Annotated in this window: 11 protein-coding genes; 6 read left to right on the top strand and 5 right to left on the bottom strand. The window is 44.7% G+C overall.

Features of this window, described 5'->3' with window-relative positions:
• Nucleotides 1-20: 20 nt before the first annotated feature.
• Complete coding sequence (locus JMX94_RS09615) at nucleotides 21-3,149, bottom strand: DUF2339 domain-containing protein (RefSeq protein WP_227673593.1); 3,129 nt, start codon at nucleotides 3,147-3,149, stop codon at nucleotides 21-23.
• A gap of 178 nt (nucleotides 3,150-3,327) precedes the next feature.
• Nucleotides 3,328-4,065, bottom strand: coding sequence for a dienelactone hydrolase family protein (locus tag JMX94_RS09620; protein WP_201565146.1), 738 nt, complete (start codon nucleotides 4,063-4,065; stop codon nucleotides 3,328-3,330).
• Between the two features lie 361 nt (nucleotides 4,066-4,426).
• On the opposite strand from JMX94_RS09620, the gene JMX94_RS09625 reads away from it, so the two are divergent.
• Nucleotides 4,427-4,912 (top strand): YcgN family cysteine cluster protein, encoded by a 486-nt coding sequence (locus JMX94_RS09625; protein ID WP_227673596.1) that lies wholly within the window; start codon nucleotides 4,427-4,429, stop codon nucleotides 4,910-4,912.
• Here the strand turns inward: JMX94_RS09625 and JMX94_RS09630 are convergent.
• Nucleotides 4,902-6,215, bottom strand: coding sequence for a DUF4105 domain-containing protein (locus JMX94_RS09630; protein WP_201565148.1), 1,314 nt, complete (start codon nucleotides 6,213-6,215; stop codon nucleotides 4,902-4,904). The genes JMX94_RS09625 and JMX94_RS09630 overlap by 11 nt on opposite strands.
• A gap of 278 nt (nucleotides 6,216-6,493) precedes the next feature.
• Here JMX94_RS09630 and JMX94_RS09635 point away from each other — a divergent pair, with 278 nt between their 5' ends.
• From JMX94_RS09635 to JMX94_RS09655, 5 genes are all read left to right on the top strand, one after another.
• On the top strand, nucleotides 6,494-7,393 hold the full coding sequence (locus tag JMX94_RS09635; RefSeq protein WP_201565149.1) for a CBS domain-containing protein: 900 nt from the start codon (nucleotides 6,494-6,496) through the stop codon (nucleotides 7,391-7,393).
• Between the two features lie 368 nt (nucleotides 7,394-7,761).
• Nucleotides 7,762-9,336, top strand: coding sequence for an apolipoprotein N-acyltransferase (lnt, locus tag JMX94_RS09640; RefSeq protein ID WP_201565150.1), 1,575 nt, complete (start codon nucleotides 7,762-7,764; stop codon nucleotides 9,334-9,336).
• A 161-nt stretch (nucleotides 9,337-9,497) separates the two neighbouring features.
• On the top strand, nucleotides 9,498-9,944 hold the full coding sequence (locus JMX94_RS09645; RefSeq protein ID WP_201565151.1) for a hypothetical protein: 447 nt from the start codon (nucleotides 9,498-9,500) through the stop codon (nucleotides 9,942-9,944).
• A 355-nt stretch (nucleotides 9,945-10,299) separates the two neighbouring features.
• Complete coding sequence (locus JMX94_RS09650) at nucleotides 10,300-11,856, top strand: peptide MFS transporter (RefSeq protein WP_201565152.1); 1,557 nt, start codon at nucleotides 10,300-10,302, stop codon at nucleotides 11,854-11,856.
• A gap of 444 nt (nucleotides 11,857-12,300) precedes the next feature.
• Nucleotides 12,301-14,136 carry an aminopeptidase P family protein gene (locus JMX94_RS09655; protein WP_201565153.1) on the top strand — a complete coding sequence of 612 codons (1,836 nt, stop codon included), beginning with the start codon at nucleotides 12,301-12,303 and terminating at the stop codon, nucleotides 14,134-14,136.
• Between the two features lie 118 nt (nucleotides 14,137-14,254).
• On the opposite strand, the gene JMX94_RS09660 is transcribed toward JMX94_RS09655, so the two are convergent.
• Both JMX94_RS09660 and fabF read right to left on the bottom strand, forming a co-directional pair.
• The gene (locus JMX94_RS09660) at nucleotides 14,255-15,181 is read right to left on the bottom strand and encodes a hypothetical protein (RefSeq protein WP_201565154.1); all 927 of its coding nucleotides are present in this window, start codon (nucleotides 15,179-15,181) and stop codon (nucleotides 14,255-14,257) included.
• 140 nt (nucleotides 15,182-15,321) lie between these two features.
• The gene (gene fabF / locus JMX94_RS09665; protein WP_227673597.1) at nucleotides 15,322-16,677 is read right to left on the bottom strand and encodes a beta-ketoacyl-ACP synthase II; all 1,356 of its coding nucleotides are present in this window, start codon (nucleotides 16,675-16,677) and stop codon (nucleotides 15,322-15,324) included.
• Between the last annotated feature and the right edge of the window lie 101 nt (nucleotides 16,678-16,778).

Below are 16,778 nucleotides of genomic sequence, written 5' to 3' on the forward strand. Positions count from 1 at the left end.
CATTTAACGCTTAGAGCAGACTATCCTTCAGACTCGTCTGTTAAATCCTCGCGCGCTGGTGGTAATGGTGCTAAATAACCAATGACTAATATTAAGCTACCCGCGCCAAGGAAGGAAATCACCCGCCAAATTGCCTCGGTTTGTGATAAATCGACGATTACCAGTTTTAGCACGACAACGCCCAGCAGTCCAATGCCCATAAACCATAGTGTTCGCTGTCCATAGCGGCTGGCGATAATAGTGGCGACCAAAGCAATGAGTGTCCATAAAATGGTTAACCCCGTCTGTACTTGTTCGCTATTCCAAGCGCCCCCTGTAACGTCGTATAAACCGCCAGTCCATAAAGGCGTACCGATAAATGCATGCAGCGTTCTAACCAACATACTAGAGCCTATCCAAAGGCCAATCAGCGCTAAGATAATTAATAGCATATCGTTTTTAGGAATGGCGCTTAATAGGCTTCTCGATTTCATGCCATGTGGCTGACGGAGCAAATAAACGCCCAAGCTGTAAAAAACCACCAGCCATAACGTCACATCATATAAGTTAAATAGGGGGAAATAGGGTAGCTGCCAAATGACGCCATCGTAAGTGAAGTTGGTAAAAATAGCCCAGCCTAAAGCAATAGGCACAAATATTTTGGCACTGTCTAACAGTGCCTGATGCCAATCGAACCAATAAGGCGCAAGCGCTGAATTTGCTGTTTTTGATTGCTTATCATCGTATTGAGCCATGGCATGACGCTGTGTCCACCATAATCCAGCCAGCATAAAGGCAACCGGAACTAAAATAGTCATGACGCCTTTTGAATCGGGCAAGCCATAATGCATGGCTTCTGCCAACAGGATAATTCCAGCACCAAGCCAGCTCGCGCTATCAAAACTTTTTAATTCCGCTTCTTTATGCCATGTTTTTAACCATAGTTGCCCAACGACCAACCAGCCTATGAGTAAGGTAATAAATATCGGCCAATGAAAGGTTGTCCATTGATAATTAAATTCATATTTTTGCGGCAGTTGAAACAGTAACATGGCATAAAATAGCAGCAATAAACCATGGCTAAACTGCCTAATCTCACGCCACGAATGATAGTGATTAATTGCTTGATAAATAACTAAGCTCGTTAACATTGCCAACCCTAGCAGTGCCGTCGTTGCTAATTGCCAGCTGGTAAGCCATTGGTCAAAATCGATGACCAATACATACAGCAGCCAAACCATTGCGGTAAAGGTCAAAAAACGACTCAAAATCGGACTGCGCCACATCAGGTTAAACGGCATACTTTGGCTATTGATACTGGTAAGCCATTGCTGAGCGGCTTGGCTACTAATACCTAGCGACTGAGCGACATTTGCTGTTATGTCGGTGATTGAAGATGGTAAATCAGACGGCATATGCTGCTGTGAAGCGCGGCTTAGACTGTTATCTAAAACGGCAGGCGAGTTGCTAGCGCGTAAGATAAACATCGTTGCTAGATAGCTAAGAGCTGAAATCGTCAATGCCAGCGTTGGATAATCTTTGATCGTAAAGACCACATTTATCATCAGCATGGCGATACTGAGTAGCTGTAATAACAACCCAAACAATACTGACCATGCGCGTAGTGAGCGCCGTCCGAACCATACCAATGCCAGCCCTTGTACCGACCAGCCAAAGGCAATCCATTCAGCATCGAATGCCAGCGGAATGACCAACGCTAAAAAGCCAAACCCTAACGCCAGCATACCCTCGGTGATTAAGGCATAACGCTGACTACGCTGGACAAACACCCAGCCAATGCCCAAATAAATTGCCGCTAAAACAGCACTGGTAATGGTTAACGCGTTAGGAACAGCGTCTAACAGCGCAGCAAATAAACCAAAGGCCAATATCGGTACGGAAAATAGTAAACCGGTATCAATAGGAAATACATAGGAGTTGTTTCCTAGATGAACCTTATCTAGGTAGTTGACGTTGTTTACACTATTAAAAGTATCTACAGCATCTGTATCAGCAAAATTTGCTTCATTAAGCGTGTTATAAGCGATGATTTGTTGCGCGTAGCGAATGACGACAAATAAATATAGCAGTACATGCAGCGCGACCAGTAATACCAATGACCAGCGCTGCGCCTCAATAACAGCACTTAAGTTTTCAGTCACACCCCAATAATAGGCCAGTCCAAAGGTAACCATCACACCAAGTAGATTGAGCATTTTCCAAGTGCGGTAGTGAGCGATGATAGCAATGGTGATATTCAATAATAAATAGTAGCTAAACAAGGTTACTAAATTACCGATATCACTACTGGTCAAAATAGGGGCAAAGAAGCCGCCAGAAAGCGCTAACAATGCCAACGGTAAGGCATTTTGACGCACAGCTAAGCCAATGGTGATGGCTGATAATATACCAAGTCCAATAAAGCTCGGCACACTTGAGAGCACGTGATAGGCGCTATAGGCAAAAAAAGTGGTTAAATAAGCAATCGCTAAACCTGCGCCTTGCAGGGTAATACCATAAGCAAAACGGTTTTTTGCTAATTTTAATCCCAGCGCCGCAAGCCCTAAGCCAATAATACCAATGCCAATGAGCTTCACGGTAATAGGGATTTCGATATAATCGCTTAATAAGCGTAGCAATAACACCACGCCGACGAGCAATACCAATACCCCAACGCGCACTACTAAATTACCGCCAAAAAACCAATTTTGCATAGAGTGAATAACGGAGGTAACGATAGGCAAGGAGCGTTCGTCCGGCTCTATAGCTGCGATAGTTTTTTGTGGGATTTTCGATTGTGGCGGTGAGGGCGATTGTGGTGACTTTGATAGTATCGGCAGCTCTGGAGGTGTTGTTTCTAAATGCTGATTTTTTGTAGATTCGACATTAGGAATAAAAGTAGCATCGGGAATGAGAACAGCGGAGGTAGCCAATTCTTCTACTGATTGTGTTAATGGTTCTACTGATTCAGATCGGCTCTCTTGAGTAGGAATTATATACGCAGCGTGCGAGGGCTTTGCTGTATTCACGCTATCTGCAAGCTGCTCAAGCTCAGCTTGTAGCGCCGTCGTATCATGGCGCAGCTGCTCAATTTGCCGATTAATCTTGCTATATAGCACCACAACCATGATTAATAGAACAATAAAAGCCAGCCAACCCAACGGGCTCATTAATAGATATAGCATCCTCGTCACTCAATCCGCTTGATAATAAAGTGATAATGACGCGATTTAATCAGAAGTACAAGATAAGTCATTAACATAAAATCGATCAGACAAATAAAAAGGGCTGCTTAATAGATAAGCAGCCCTTTTTTAACTACCTTTTATAGGCGTTTTTTGCAGAGATTTATGCCAAGTTGCTTTTCATAAACTCAAGCATATTCTCCCAGCTTTGCTTAGCCGCGGCTTCATTATAGCCAAGGTCGACGCCATTTTTGGCAGCGCGCTCATCAGCATGCGGATTGGTAAATCCATGCTTAGCGTTGTCGTACACATCGATAGTGTAATCGACATCGGCAGCATCTAGCTCAGATTTCAGACCTTCAATCGCATCCATGGATACCATCGAATCATCACGACCATGAGCGACCAACACTTTAGCTTTAAAGTTTTTGTCCGCTGGCTGTTTTGCCGACGGATTGCCATGGAAGGTAGCGACCGCTTTTAATGGCATGCCTTCACGCGCCATATCGAGGACGACTTTACCACCAAAGCAATAGCCTATCGCTGCTAAGTTATCGCGATTAACGGCCAATTGGTCACCAAAATCATTGAGGATTAAACGGCAGCGCGCCATCAGCATGTCTTGGTCTTCAAGTACTTGTGTCATCCACATATTTGCCATTGCTGCATCGCTGGTCAGTTTGCCTTCACCGTAAACGTCCATCGCCACGGCAGCATAGCCTGCTTCTGCCAAACGCTCAACCACCGATTTTGGGTGATCGACCACGCCCCACCATTCTGGCGCGACCAAAATACCAGCTACCGGATTATCATCTGAGGCCGATTCTGGCAGCGCTACATAGCTGATCAGTTGGACGTTATTTTCAGTGGTACTGATTAATTCAAAGGTCTTAATTGACATATTATTGTCCTTTTTTATGTTATGAGTGTTGTTCTATAAATATGAATAATGCGTATGCTAGCGCAATCCTTTTGCTTACTCGTACTACCTTAACGCCCAAGTTGAGCAAAAACAGCTATAATACTGTAACGCTCTTTATCAAAATGTCTCTTTATAAAAAATCGACTACAACGCTATGACTATCAACTTGTTAAATCAATCTGCTGCCAACTTAGATTCTGATTCAGCCTCGCAAAACAAAGCTGCTTCAAATACAGGAATAAGCTCAGGGCTAGAGCCAATCGTGAGCCTATTTCCTGCTAGCAATACTAGCAGCGACAATGCCAATGACGAGGACAGCGACAATAAATCGACTGAAACATTGCGCCCGCAGTTTTGGTCACGTTTTGCGCTGTCAGAATTAAACCATAGCGAATGGGAAGCCTTGTGTGATGGCTGCGGCAGTTGCTGTCTCATTAAATATATCGACGATGAGCACGTTAGCGACGATGACAGTAGTCATGAAGCAGAAATGGTCGAATATACCGATGTGACTTGCCAGCTGATGGATTGTGCGACGGGCTATTGTCAGCACTATGACACGCGCCAAGAACATGTGCCCGATTGTATTCAGCTGACCATGGAGAATTTGCCACAGATGATGTGGCTACCGTCGCACTGCGCTTATAAACGCTTGTATAAAGGTCAGGGTTTGCCAAGTTGGCATTTGTTATTAACCCAAGATGCGGTGGCAACCCAGCAGCAAATGCGCGCTGCCAATGTTGGCGTAGCAGGGCGCTGTGTTTCCGAGATTGGTATGTCTGATGAAGAGATGGAAACGCGGGTGGTAAATTGGGTTAATCCTTAGCATCAGCCGCCAATTTAGCACTTGCTTCGGCATCCGTTTGCGAATCAGCTAATAGCGGCATAGGGATACCTTGCCGAATCTGCTCAGAGAACTGGCGGCTGTTTTCGTGACTGTTAATGTCAGATTCTAAGTTAGCCTGATTATCAAAGCCGCGAACCTTGGCGTTGATATGGGTACGCTCGTACCAAGTATCCATTGACCAAGGCTGACCGTCTTTTTCAGGATTGGCGTCGAGCATGCCGACGTCGTATAAATAGTTTGGCAGCCAACCAGATACCCAAATCCGGTAATCCCATGGCAGACGCTCACCACTGACAATACGCGCCATATAAAAAATGATATTGGTACAGTTGCTAATCAAGGTGTTATACCACGCTGGCTTGGCATTCAGTTCATCGGCGGCGGTTAAGTAAGATTCAAATAATGACTTGACCTCATGCTGTTGTAGATTGCTGACCGGAAACAAATAAACTTGCTCGCCACGCGCATTGGTACGCGTGTAAATAATATCGCGCTCCTCTGCGGCAATCAGGCTTAATTCAAAACGTCTAAAAAACCCTGCCAATGCCGAAAACGATTCGCCATTTTCTTTACGAATCTCAAATGAGAAGGCAAGCGGTCTATCATTTTCGAAGCGGAAACTGACCAAAGTATGAGCAATCAGCGGTCCCATCCAATAAGAGTTGGTGACATCGACGCCAGATAATTTTGACATATCAATGGTCCGCGTGTCCCAATGTTCGGTCGCTTCCTGATCCGTATGCCAATCAAAGTTACGTACATTGCTGAAAGTAACCAAATCAGGATTATTGGCATCACGCTCATACGTGACTCGCTCACTGACTTCAGGCATCCAATCGCGATTTTGCTTTGGTTCGATAGATAGAAACCAGCCAAGACCGACAAACCAAATAGCGGCATATAAACCCATTAGCCATTTGCTTGCTGATTTTTTATTTGTGTTTGTGCTTGTTTTTGCCTTAGTAATTGATTGACTAGTCGCTTGCTGGTTATTCAATTGTTTAGCGGTTTTTGGCCAATAATGGCTACTAAGCAAGGCTATCAGTACGCCGACAATCACGATAGTTGCCAGCCACGTGATGAGCGAGCGCATTCCAAACTGATACCAAAGCGCCATCAATAGCCAAATAGCAGATAGCAGTAAGGTAGTAATGATAAAAAACTGCACAAGGTAATATCGCCACGTCCGCTTTTGCTGGCGACCATGAGCGGCGCCATTCTCTGAGCGATGGCTATTTGAGAGCGGCGTGAGCAGGCGAGAGAAAAACGCGCGTAGGGACATAGTGTTTGTTATTGATAAATAAAGGCTTTGACCATAGCAAAGTTTATAACACACTGACAATACAATTTGAGTGAATTTGTCGTTGAATGTCAGCAAGCCATGCGATAAAGTGAAACACATTAAGCTGGTCTATTTATATTTATTATTTAATCATCTAATGATAAATGGCCGGTTTTATTTATTACTTTAATCCCCATCTACATTTTTTATGATTTTACATGACATTCACAATTGCTATTAACTCATTCTATTAACTAAAGAGGTTAAATCACATCACCATGTCTGACGACACTCCCAGCCCGAGTAGTTGGTCGATGCGCGGCTTAAAACGCTGGCTATCGACCGCCCCCGAAACCCGTGATGAACTGATTCGTTTGGTACAGGACTCGCGTCAATTCTTAGAGCCTGATACCGTCGATATGCTAGAAGGCGTGCTCGACCTGCCTGCGACCCAAGTTCGCGAAATTATGACCCCGCGCCCGCAAGTGGTTGGGTTGCATGAAAGTACCAGTCTTGCTGAAGTAATGGACATCATTCTTGAGACCACGCACTCGCGCTATCCGGTATTTGATAGCCAAGACGACGACGCTGTTATTGGTATCTTATTGGCAAAAGATTTGATTCCTATCCTCGTGCATATGGTGCGCGACCAAGAAGACAAAATCGACAGCAAACGTCTCAGAGACCTTGTCCGTCAGCCACTCTATATCAGTGAAACCGCGCGTTCTGATACTTTGTTACGCTCATTGCAGCGTACCCAAGTGCATATGGCGATTGTCGTCGATGAGTTTGGTAACTTCGGCGGTGTGGTAACCATGGAAGACTTACTTGAGGAGATCGTTGGTGATATCGTCGATGAGCATGATGATTTCGATGAAGACAGTGATATCAATAATATTGTCGCCGACCCTGAAAAGCCAAATACCTGGCGCGTGCAAGCGTCGACCGTGATAGAAGACTGTAACGATGAGCTTGGTAGTCACTTTGATGATACCGATGTCGATACCATGGGCGGCTTGGTCATGCAGGCGCTTGGTTACGTTGGTGATTTGGAAGGTGAAAGCGTGGTTATCGATGATTGGCAAATCACCATTACCGATGTCGAAGGGCGCTTTATTCAGAATTTAGAACTCACTAAAATCAATGCTGACCAGCAAATACTGATAGGTAGCCATTAATTTATTATTCAGCTTTTTATGACTGAGCTTTTATGACTGAGCTTTTTATTATTAAGCTTTTCATAACGGCCTAGCAAGTTTATCAGTAACGTTATCATTTGATGTCTTTATAGCTATAAAAACACGATTGCGGTCGTGTTTTTTTTCGCTTTTAAAACCGATATTTTGCAACGCAAATTTACCCATTGAGTGGTACAGACTGGTATCATGGGCAGGTTTGATTTTTGAGTAATGTCTTTATCGTTATATAGAGGGCTATCAATTAAGCGTTGAATGCGCCACTGCTTGAATCCCTCAAAGTTAACATTTAAGTTTTATAGGTTTTATAGGTTTTAAATTACTGAATAATAAGGTTTTGGATAACTGCTATGCGTCTGTCTACTGTTGATTTGCAAAAACGCCTGAACCCCGATAAGCCAAAGGGCTTACCTATGGTGCTGACTATATTGATTGCGTTGCTGGCAGGGGCAGTGTTTATCTTTGCGCTCGCGCCATATGGCTTTTGGCCAGTCGCCTTGGTATCACCTGCTATTTTATACGCGTTACTGATGCCGCAAATGAGCGGCAAGCGAGCGTTTGTCATTGGTCAGGCTTATGGCACGGGACTTTGGTGTGTGGGGGCATTTTGGCTCTATACCTCTATCCATGTTTATGGCGATACGCCCGTCTGGCTGGCGCTGATTATGATTGCGCTAATGGGTTTGGGCATGGGATTATTCCATGGCTTCTTGGCGTTGGTTTTTAATCGGGTGGTCGGCAAGCAACCGTTATCATTTGCGGCGCTTTGGGTACTACAAGAGTGGATGAAAACCTGGCTATTTACGGGTTTCCCGTGGTTATTTGTCGGTTATGCCTTTACTGAGCAGTATTGGCTATCGTCATTAGCGCCCGTTGCCGGCGTGTTTGCTGTCTCTTTCGTTGCGGTATTATTGGCGGCAAGTTTGGTCGAGCTGCTGCGTCGTCGCGGCGGTTATATGATTCCTGCCAGCGCGTTGTTGGTTGTCAGCTGCGCATTATGGTTGATAAATCCACAGTGGACGAAGCCAAAAGGTACGCCTGATTTATCGGTGTCATTAATCCAAGGCAATATCCCGCAAGATTTAAAATGGCTGACTGAATATCAGATAGAAACGCTAAAAATCTATGCAAATCTGACGCGTACCGAGTGGGGGCGTGACATTGTTTTATGGCCCGAATCGTCGATTCCGATGTTTCAGACTGATGCGGTTGGTTTTATCACCGAAATGGTAAAAATGGCCAAAGAAACCAATACCACTTGGGTGACCGGTATTCCTTATAAAGATGAAGCGGCTTTTGATGCCAAAACTGACAAATATCCACCGTTTTATAATAGTGTGATTGCGTTAGGCGCGGAAGCAGAAGGACTGTATAAAAAACAGCGCTTAGTACCGTTTGGCGAATATATTCCGTTTGAAGGCATGTTAGATATTCTGCCTAATCTGGCGGGTAGCCAAGAGATTTTAAGCTACAGTCGCGGTAGTGACAATCAATCACCGCTGCGGGTTCGTGGACATAACTTGGGCGCAGCAGTGTGTTATGAGGTTGCTTATCCTGATACCACCCGTAAAAACGCCATCAATACTGACTTTTTATTGACCATCTCAAACGATGCGTGGTTTGGCACTTCAGCAGGTCCACTGCAGCATCTGCAAATGGTACAAATGCGCGCGTTAGAAAATGGCCGTTGGTTTATGCGCGCGACCAATACGGGGGTTACCGCTATTATTGACCATAAAGGTCGTATCGTTGAGCGCGCCCCGCAGTTTGAGCGCACGGTATTACGCGGTGATATTCAAGCCCGTGTTGGTAATACGCCGTTTATGAACTTTGGTAATTATCCTATTTTAATCATTATTGCGCTTCTATTATTATTAAGCTATCTTGGCAAGCGTGCGACCCCGCGGACGCGTTTGGTTGCCTAGGTTGCCATTTAGCAATTTGATACGTTAAGCATGGCAATATAGAGCGGATTTCACTTTTTTTATGAATAAAACCTTTAAATAGTTAAGGGTTTTCACAAATCAGTATAAATTGCGATATAATAGCCCAATATTTTAAATATTCTGTGCAAGGTGGATAAGGTATGTCAGAAGATATCGTTAATAACAACCCCAAGAAAGAGTTCCTATATGCTTTAGGCGGTGTTGCCTTATTTTTAGGTATCGTCTTATTGATTGGCATTTCTGGTTTCTTGCGTCCAGCGGGTGAGCATATCACTCCTGAGACCATTGAAGCGTCAGCCGCCGAGGAAGCAGAAGCAACTGCTGCTCCGGAAGAAGCTGCGACTGCTGAAACAGCGGCTGCGCCTGCAGCAGAGACTGATGCAGCAGCAACGAGCGATACTGCAGCGGATGCTAACGCAACGCCAGCTACTGATGCCGACAGTGCAGTGGTTAGCGCTGAAGCTGGTACAGCCACGGCTGAAGGTACTGTTAATCAAGCAGCGGTTGCTGATGCTGATGTGACAGCCGAGCAAGCCGATGCTGATTTGGATGCTGGCACGACTGAAAAAGCTGCGACAGCAGAGTAATTTTTATTCAGATAGCTGCTGATTCAATTTTTAGACCTAGCAATTTCTAAACCTAGCAATTTCTAAACCTAGCAATAGATTTTGTCATAGACCTATCTCTTATAATATTGCTTATAACGTCTATGGTATTGATTAATTAAAACGGTCATGGCGATTGTTTTATTTGTACAGCTCACAAAAAACCCGCCCTTAGCGAATTGAGGGCGGGTTTTTTTGTGAGTGTTTGTGTAATTATTAAACCTTTTTTTCTTTACTTGGTTCTAGGCAAGTGAAACAATAATGCGCCTATGTGACCGCCTAGCAGAATAATTAGAAGTTTGGTCATCATTACAGTAGTTTTTAAAGGAATAGATTTATGAGCACAGACTCACAATCGAACGCTAGTGCTGCTGAATTAGAAGCATTAGATAATGGCTTTATGGGGCATCCTAAACCCTTAAGCTCGTTATTTTTCACCGAGATGTGGGAGCGTTTTTCTTATTATAGTATTCGTCCATTATTAGTACTCTTTATGGTGGCGACGGTTGGCAGTGGTGGTTTCGGTTTTGATGAAGCAACGGCTTCTGCCATCTATGGTATTTTCGCCGGTTCATTATATTTGGCGGCAGTACCCGGCGGCTGGTTGGCGGATAACTGGCTTGGTCAGGAGCGGGCGCTGTGGTGGGGCAGTATCATTATTGCGCTTGGGCATTTATGTATTGCGTTGTCAGCCATGTTTGGCATGGTGCTATTTTTTGTCGGTTTGATGTTTATTGTCATTGGGTCAGGATTGTTTAAGACCTGTATTACGGTCATGGTTGGGGCGTTATATCCCGAAACGGACAATCGCCGTGACGCAGGATTTACGCTGTTTTATATGGGTATCAATATCGGTGCGCTATTGGCAGCGCTGATTGTTGGGGTTTTTAGAGAAAAAGGCATGTGGCATGCAGGCTTTGGCGTCGGTGGTATTGGTATGCTGGCTTCGTTACTGATTTACCGTTTTTCAGCCAGAAAGACATTAAATCGTTATGCGCGTGCCAAAAACATCACCGCTGATTGGGAGCATGCAAATGACCGCTTCCAAAATATAGGGCGCTGGGTACTAGGCGTTGCGGCTATTTTTGTGGTATTGATTGTGCTCATTAGCACCGGTTTGATGCCATTTAATCCGATATTGGTCGCAGAGTATATGACCTATACCATCGCAGCTGTGGTGCTACTATATTTTGCGGTGATGTTTATGTCATCACGGTTGAGCTCCTCTGATAAAAAACGCTTACTGGTCTGTCTGTTATTGATTATTGGTTCGACCTTGTTTTGGTCAAGTTTTGATCAGCAGCCAACCTCGTTTAACTTATTTGCTGACCGTTATACGGATTTAGAAGTCATGGGTTTTCATATCCCAAGTATCTGGTTTCAGTCGCTCAATCCGTTATTTATTTTATTATTAGCGCCCATTATTAGTATTTTGTGGGTGAAGCTCGGTGCTAAAGGTCTTGAGCCTAATAGCATGGTAAAATTTGCGCTTGGTATGTTGTTAGCCGCGGCAGGTTTTGGGCTGATGATTATGGCTTCCAAAAGTATCTTGGTCGCTCCCGGTGCTTTGGCATCACCACTGTGGTTGGTTGGCAGTTTGTTTTTACTGACGCTAGGTGAGTTGGCATTAAGCCCTGTTGGTATGTCGTCAATGACGCGCTTGGCACCTGAAGGGATGCAAGGTCAAATCATGGGGCTGTTTTTTGCTTCTATTGCGATGGGTAACTTGGTCGCCGCCTTCTTTGGTAGCCATGTCACCGCTGATAAAATCGAAGGCTTACCGGATTTATTCTCTATTATGACCATGTTCTTGGTAGTGACCGCGCTGATTTTATTAGCATTGTCAAAACCGATGAGCAATATGATTAAAAACAGCAGTAATATCAGAATGTAAGCAAAGAATGTAAGTAAGAGGCTAATATAAGCACAAGAGTATTAGCGCTATTTATAGCAGTCGTTTGATAAGTGATAAAAATACAGAAGCTACTAAACAGTGGCTTCTTTTATTTTGAGTCATCGGTCATTTTTACGATTCGTTCATGATTCGTTCACGATTAAATGGGTATTGCTGTTAAAGGCGTTTATAAGTCAGTTATCATCCCCATATCGTTATATGCGCTAGCTTGTATCTGTAGCAAACTTAATAAACGCCCACTTAATTAACCGCTAATAATCAGCTGATGATGTCAGTTTATAATAACAATATATCGAGAACGTATCGATTCTACGGCGCTGTATTGAGAGGGTTTTTTCTACTTATACAGCGTTTTATGCAGCATTTTAAATAGCATGGTGCTCGTGCTTTTATACTAATTTTTTATATACAATAAGGGACGTTATGTCTACTCAAGAAGTCACTCCAAAAACTGAAATTCAACAACGTATTACCAGCTTGCGTGCTGCTATTGCGGCACAAGACCTGACCGCGATTATCGTGCCGTCAGCAGATCCACATTTATCTGAGTACTTGCCTGAGTATTGGCAAGCGCGTTTATGGTTATCAGGGTTTACCGGTTCAGTCGGTACACTGGTCGTTACCGCTGATTTTGCGGGACTGTGGACTGATAGCCGCTATTGGGTACACGCCGCTCATCAATTAGCAGGCACCGGTATTACTTTAGAGAAGCTGGCACCCGGTCAGCCAAACCATATCGATTGGCTTGCTGCGCACTTGGCCGAGGGCGATAGTGTGGCGGTTGATGGTAATGTGCTGTCTATCGCTGAGCAAGATAAATTACTAGACGCTTTTGATGCCAACGACATTACCTTAATCACTGAACGCGATGTATTGACAGACATATGGAGCGATCGTCCAGCGCTGCCATCAGCACAACTATACCAACACGATGAGCAATTTGTTGCGCAGTCTGCTACCTCAAAGCTTGCCGCCGTGCGCGCAGGTATGGCGGATGCAGGCGCAACCCATCATTTGCTTTCAAGCTTAGACGACATCGCTTGGTTGACCAACTTACGCGGCGCTGATGTTGATTATAACCCTGTATTTTTGGCGCATATGCTGATTGATGCGGATAAAGCGACCTTGTTTATTGATAATAATAAAGTCAGCGCTGACATTGAAAAAGCCCTAAAAGACAGCGGTATCACGCTTGCTGATTATGAAGCAGTGCAAGAGGCATTGGCTACATTAACGCCAGAAGATTTGCTGCTGCTAGACCCAAGTAAAGTGGCAGTGGGTACGCTATCAAAAATGGCGGACGATGTTGGCTTTATCGAGCAAATGGCACCAAGTACGTTACTTAAATCAGTTAAATCTGATTCAGACATCGATCATGTACGTGAAGCCATGCGTCAAGATGGTGCGGCGTTAAGTGAGTTTTTCGCTACATTTGAGCAGCGTCTAGCAGCCGGCGAGCGTCTAAGTGAGCTTGATGTCGATAGTATGCTCATCGAAGCACGCAGTCAGCAGCCGCATTATGTCTCGCCAAGCTTTCCAACGATTGCAGGCTTTAATGAAAACGGTGCACTGCCGCATTACCGTGCGACGCCAGAAAAATTCAGCTACCTTGACGTCGCTGAGGGCGAAGGTGGATTATTGCTGATTGACTCAGGCGCCCAGTATCAAAACGGTACTACCGATATCACCCGTGTGGTCGGTATTGGCAAAGTAAGTTCTGAGCACAAACGTGACTTTACCACCGTGCTAAAAGCCCATATTGCTTTGGCAAAAGCGCATTTCCCTGATGGCATTGCTTCACCACTCATCGATGCGATTTGCCGTGCACCATTATGGCAGGCACAAATGGACTATGGTCATGGTACTGGTCATGGCGTTGGTTACTTCTTAAATGTGCATGAAGGCCCACAAGTCATTGCTTATAGTGCCAGTACGCCAAAAGAGCGCGCCATGAAAGTAGGCATGATATCCAGTAATGAGCCAGGTTTATACCGTGAAGGCAAGTGGGGTATTCGTATTGAAAACTTAGTGGTCAATATGCCAGTGGCGAGTCCGACTGAGACTGAGTTTGGCAAATTCTTAAACTTTGAGACCATCACTTATTGCCCAATCGATACGCGTTTGATTGAGCCTGCATTATTAACCCAAGTAGAGATTGATTGGCTAAATGACTATCATAGCCAAGTTTATGCCGAGCTAAAAGACCGAGTTAAAGGTGCGGCACTTGAATGGTTAACCGAGCGTACAAAAGCTATCTAAAATAAAAGCTTATATTCCTGAATTTAAAACAAAAAAAGCCCCGTAAATTTACGGGGCTTTTTCTATTCTAGAGATTTATTGCTATCGATTTATGAACGGATAGCAATATTTAGCTTTTTTACGATTCTTTATTCGTTTCTACTTTATCTTCACTTAAATTTTGAGTCATCTCCGCCCGTAACCAAGATTTTAAGTTTTCAGACATCAGCATCATTTGTTCACTAAGATAATCATCAATTTGCATTTCAAGCTCACGGATTAGCTCTTGATGGGTGGTATTTAGCTTTGCATCTTTTAATGCCAGCTTGATGGCGGCGCTGGCTTTATCATTGATTGTTTTAATGCTGCTATCTTCTTTAATGCGCTTATCATTAGCAATATGGCTATCGCTAATTGCATTGCCGCTAATCGTATTGGCATGCTCACTGACAGTTTTATTTTCAGAGCTAGCACTAGAGTCGTTATTAACATCAGTTTTTACGGCATTTGATGGTTCAGTAGGCTGAGCTTTAGCAGTATTGCTATCAGCGCTATTATCAACCTTATCTACGCTTGGCGCTGTGACCTTGCTAGTGTCATTAGCATGAGTGATAGCAGTTTTAGCATCAAGATTGTTTTTATCTGAACTGTTTTTATCCACTGCTAATAGCTCATTTTTCTGTGGTGCTTGTTGCGCTGCTTCTTCACGCAGTCGGGTTTCTTCTTCTATCTTAGCCTCTGCTTTACGCTTGGCTTCTTCTGCCGCTTGTATTTTTTGTTGTTCTTCTAGCCGTTCTTTTTCAGCAGTAGCACGCGCTTGGGCTTGTTTGTCCGCGATGGCTTTGGCAATAGCTTGCTCAGCGTCATGATTCTCATAAAGATTGTCAAGATGCGCGTCTAAGTCGTGGGTGCTAAAAACAAAGCTCTCAAATGGCGTCTCTGTTTGCAGTAAGGTGGTGATGTCTTTTAGCTCTTGGGTGATTGCCGCGCGTATAGGCTCAGGTGCACACGTCCAGCGTTGATAAAACTGATGGGAAAATGAGTAGCTTGACATGGTATCTTCCATAAATGTTCCAAAAATTACCCCTTATCATACGCAAGTACGATAAGGGGCTGCAAGTGGACAAACGTAGTAAATCTGACACCAAGGTTACAACGGCGACTATCAAAAGCTTTTTGGCGCTGTTTCTGGTATTTCTTTTAGCTTTAGGGTTGTACCGGCCAACGGGCAAATATCAATGAGCCGTTAGTGCCGCCAAAACCAAAGCTGTTAGACACTGCATATTGTAAGTTCTCAACTTTGCGCGATTGATTGGCAACATAATCAAGATTACAGTTGTCTTCGACATTGTCCAAATTAATGGTTGGCGGTACATGCTGATGTTGCAGAGCAAGGACGGTAAATATCGCCTCAACACCACCAGCGGCACCCAATAAATGACCAGTCATAGATTTGGTTGAGCTGACCAATATGCTGTCTTTCACTGGCGCAAAGACGGTTTCAATCGCAATAGATTCGGCGACATCACCAGCAGGAGTACTGGTCCCATGGGCGTTGACGTAGCCAACTGCGGCAGGCTCGATACCGGCATCGTTTAAGGCATTGCGCATGGCCCGTGCCGCACCGCTACCATCTTCTGGTGGTGCGGTAATATGGCTTGCATCATCACTCATACCAAAGCCAACCAATTCAGCCAATATCGTTGCTCCGCGCGCTTTAGCATGGGCAAGGCTTTCAAGCACGACGACACCAGCGCCATCTCCAAGCACAAAACCATCACGGTCTTTATCAAAAGGACGTGAGGCTTTGGTTGGCTCGTCATTACGAGTTGAGAGGGCATGCATCGCTCCAAAACCTGATATACCAAGTGGGCTTGAGCCTTTTTCACTACCACCTGCTAGCATGACATCGACATCACCATACGCAATCAAGCGTGCGGCAATCCCTATTGCATGGGTCGCTGTTGTACAAGCAGTCGAGGTCGCAAGGTTTGGACCTTTTAAAGTGTGTTTAATCGCAACCAAACCTGCTGCCATATTGACGATAGAGCCAGGGATGATAAAAGGCGACACTTTCAGCGCGCCTTTTTCACGCAGGGTATCGCGACTGTTTTCAATGGTTTGGATACCACCAATGCCTGACCCTAAAATCACCCCAAAGCGCTCTTGGTCGACATTTTGCACAGGCGCATCAGCAGCGCTGACTTCATCGATAAAGCCGGCATTTTTCAATGCCATAGCAGACGCTGCAACGGCATAATGCATAAACTCATCATAGCGGCGCGCGTCTTTGGCATTCATATATTGCTTGGCGTCAAAATCCTTGACCACACCGGCAATTCGCGCCCGATAGTCAGTCACATCAAAATGGGTAATTGGCGCGATACCGCTCTCGCCGTTAAGCAGGCTTGCCCATGAGCTTTCGACATCTAATCCCAAAGGCGTCACCGCGCCCATACCGGTGACCACCACGCGCATATCGTCAGAACGCTCGTAGTGCGGTGGTTTTTGTCTTGGCTTATATGCCTGTTTGGCAGCAATATCCACGGGAGTATTATTCATCGTTTGCTCGGTAAGTGAGTCGGTCGGTAAACTGCTATGCTGGCTCATGCGCTATATCCTGTACTTACGGTCCTAAGAGGATGTTATTTCAAAAGCCATTA

This window comes from Psychrobacter sp. CMS30 (assembly GCF_904846565.1).
Classification (GTDB): domain Bacteria; phylum Pseudomonadota; class Gammaproteobacteria; order Pseudomonadales; family Moraxellaceae; genus Psychrobacter; species Psychrobacter maritimus.

Excerpts from the sequence above, each read along its gene's own strand:
- JMX94_RS09660 (WP_201565154.1), bottom strand. The coding sequence starts at position 15,181 with ATGGAAGATACCATGTCAAGCTACTCATTTTCCCATCAGTTTTATCAA.
- JMX94_RS09650 (WP_201565152.1), top strand. The coding sequence starts at position 10,300 with ATGAGCACAGACTCACAATCGAACGCTAGTGCTGCTGAATTAGAAGCA.
- fabF (WP_227673597.1), bottom strand. The coding sequence starts at position 16,677 with ATGAATAATACTCCCGTGGATATTGCTGCCAAACAGGCATATAAGCCA.
- JMX94_RS09635 (WP_201565149.1), top strand. The coding sequence starts at position 6,494 with ATGTCTGACGACACTCCCAGCCCGAGTAGTTGGTCGATGCGCGGCTTA.
- JMX94_RS09620 (WP_201565146.1), bottom strand. The coding sequence starts at position 4,065 with ATGTCAATTAAGACCTTTGAATTAATCAGTACCACTGAAAATAACGTC.
- JMX94_RS09630 (WP_201565148.1), bottom strand. The coding sequence starts at position 6,215 with ATGTCCCTACGCGCGTTTTTCTCTCGCCTGCTCACGCCGCTCTCAAAT.
- JMX94_RS09655 (WP_201565153.1), top strand. The coding sequence starts at position 12,301 with ATGTCTACTCAAGAAGTCACTCCAAAAACTGAAATTCAACAACGTATT.
- JMX94_RS09645 (WP_201565151.1), top strand. The coding sequence starts at position 9,498 with ATGTCAGAAGATATCGTTAATAACAACCCCAAGAAAGAGTTCCTATAT.
- JMX94_RS09615 (WP_227673593.1), bottom strand. The coding sequence starts at position 3,149 with ATGAGCCCGTTGGGTTGGCTGGCTTTTATTGTTCTATTAATCATGGTT.
- lnt (WP_201565150.1), top strand. The coding sequence starts at position 7,762 with ATGCGTCTGTCTACTGTTGATTTGCAAAAACGCCTGAACCCCGATAAG.